This window comes from Hymenobacter agri, assembly GCF_054778495.1.
The window spans coordinates 1-1,823 of the sequence record NZ_BAAGZM010000737.1 but is presented as its reverse complement, the minus strand read 5'-3'; the positions used below and the strand labels follow the sequence as shown (position 1 = coordinate 1,823).

At 63.7% G+C, this 1,823-nt stretch carries 2 protein-coding genes; both read left to right on the top strand.

The genetic code is table 11. The annotated features are described in order from the left end of the window. Positions 1-148: 148 nt before the first annotated feature. Complete coding sequence (gene traK, locus ACYVDE_RS21570; RefSeq protein ID WP_460503600.1) at positions 149-763, top strand: conjugative transposon protein TraK; 615 nt, start codon at positions 149-151, stop codon at positions 761-763. A gap of 9 nt (positions 764-772) precedes the next feature. Then, on the top strand, positions 773-1,823 hold a 1,051-nt coding region (gene traM, locus ACYVDE_RS21565), incomplete at its 3' end, for a conjugative transposon protein TraM (protein WP_460503599.1).

The following is a 1,823-nucleotide window of genomic DNA, read 5'->3' as shown; positions in this document are numbered from 1 at the left end:
CCAGGGCCTGGCCGGCATGGGCGGGAGCAGCAATGCCACGCGGGGCGAATCACTCGGCCACCGGGCGGGCACGGCCGTGCGCGAGCGAATTAATCGCCTGCGCAGCTAGCCAGAGCGGCCCCCTATTCTTTCACTTATCCATCCCGCCATGTTCGCGTCCCTTAAATCCATCGACTCGGCTTTCCAGCAGGTCAAAACGCTGGCCCTGCTCTTCATTGTCGCCGTGCTGGTGCTGGCCGGCACCATTGCCTACTTCGCGTTTCAGTCCACTAACGCGGCGGCCAACCGCATCTACGTGCTGGAAGGTGGGCAGCTGCTCACGGCCGGGGCGCAGGATGCGCGGGCCAACCGGCCGGTGGAAGCCCGCAGCCACGTCACCCGCTTCCACGAGCTGTTTTTTACCCTCGACCCCGACCAGAAGGCCATTGACAGCAACGTGAACAAGGCGCTGTACCTGGCCGACAATTCGGCCAAGCGGCAGTACGAAAACTTCAAGGAAAAGGGCTTCTACAACGATTTGATTGCCGCCAACATCAGCCTGGAAATGACCGTGGACAGCGTGGTGGTCACCAACTCGCGGCCGATGGTGGCGCGCTGCTACGGCCATCAGCGCGTCATCCGGGCCACCTCGGTGACCAACCGCAACTTCCTCTCCGAGTGCTCGCTGCGCGACGTGACCCGCTCGGAAAACAACCCCCACGGCTTCCTGATGGAGAACTGGCGGGTGCTGAAGAACGAGGATTTGAACACCCAGCCCCGCTAGTCCGCTCCTATGGAAACCAAACCGCACGACGCCCAATTTCTCCGCACCCGCAAGATGGCTACCTTTCTGCCGGTGGTGGGCGTGCCTTTTCTGGCCGTGATGTTCTACCTGGGCGGCGGTGGCCAGGGCACGCCGGCCGCAGCGCAAAACACCGCAACCGGCTTTAACACCAACCTGCCCAAGGCGGAGAAGGCCACCATCACTACCAGCAAGCTCGAAGCCTACGCCAGCCCGGTCGATTCCATGCGGAACCGGGGCCTGGTCGATGCCAAGCTGGACACGGCCAGAGGCACCGGCCTGGCCTACGGCATCGGGGCCGACGGGAAAGCCGGGCCCAATGGCTCAGTGGATAAATCGGTGGCCGCTGCCCAGCAGCAACTCATTGCCGCGCAGCAGGCCCAGCTAAATGGCGGGGCCAATACCACTGCCGCCCCGGCCGCCCAACCCGGAGCCCTCACGCCGCAGGAACAAATGGAACTGATGCGCACGCAGCATGAGCGCGACCTGGCCGAGCAAAAGGCGCAGCTGCAAATGGCCGCCATGCTAGCCCAGTCGAACAGCGCCGGTGGGGGAGGGGCGGCTCCTCTGGCGTTAGACGTGGCTCCTAAAAAGAAGAAGCCCAGTACTAGGCTACGCGCCATCGATGATGATGCCGTGGTATCGCGGCTGGGCTCCAATGGGCCGGGGCGCAAGCGCACAGCCTCTTTTCAAGGCTTCGATGCTGAGACTGGCACGGGCGGCGATGGCAACACGCTACCGGCCGTTATCCACGAATCGCAGGAAGTCGTGAGCGGTTCGCTGGTGAAGATGCGGCTCACTGAGTCGGCCGTCATCAACGGCCACTCGCTGCCGGCCAACACCTTCATCTACGGCAAGTGCAGCCTGGCCGGCGAGCGGCTCAGCATTGCCATTGAAACGCTGAAATCGGGTAACAGCGTGTTTCCGGCGGCGCTGGAAGTGTACGACGTGGATGGGCTGGAAGGCCTGCACATTCCCGGCGCTATCACGCGGGACGCAGCCAAGCAGGCCGGCGCCAACAGCATGGACGCGGCCGATATGA

Coding starts and splice junctions, on each gene's coding strand:
- traK (WP_460503600.1), top strand. CDS start 149: ATGTTCGCGTCCCTTAAATCCATCGACTCGGCTTTCCAGCAGGTCAAA.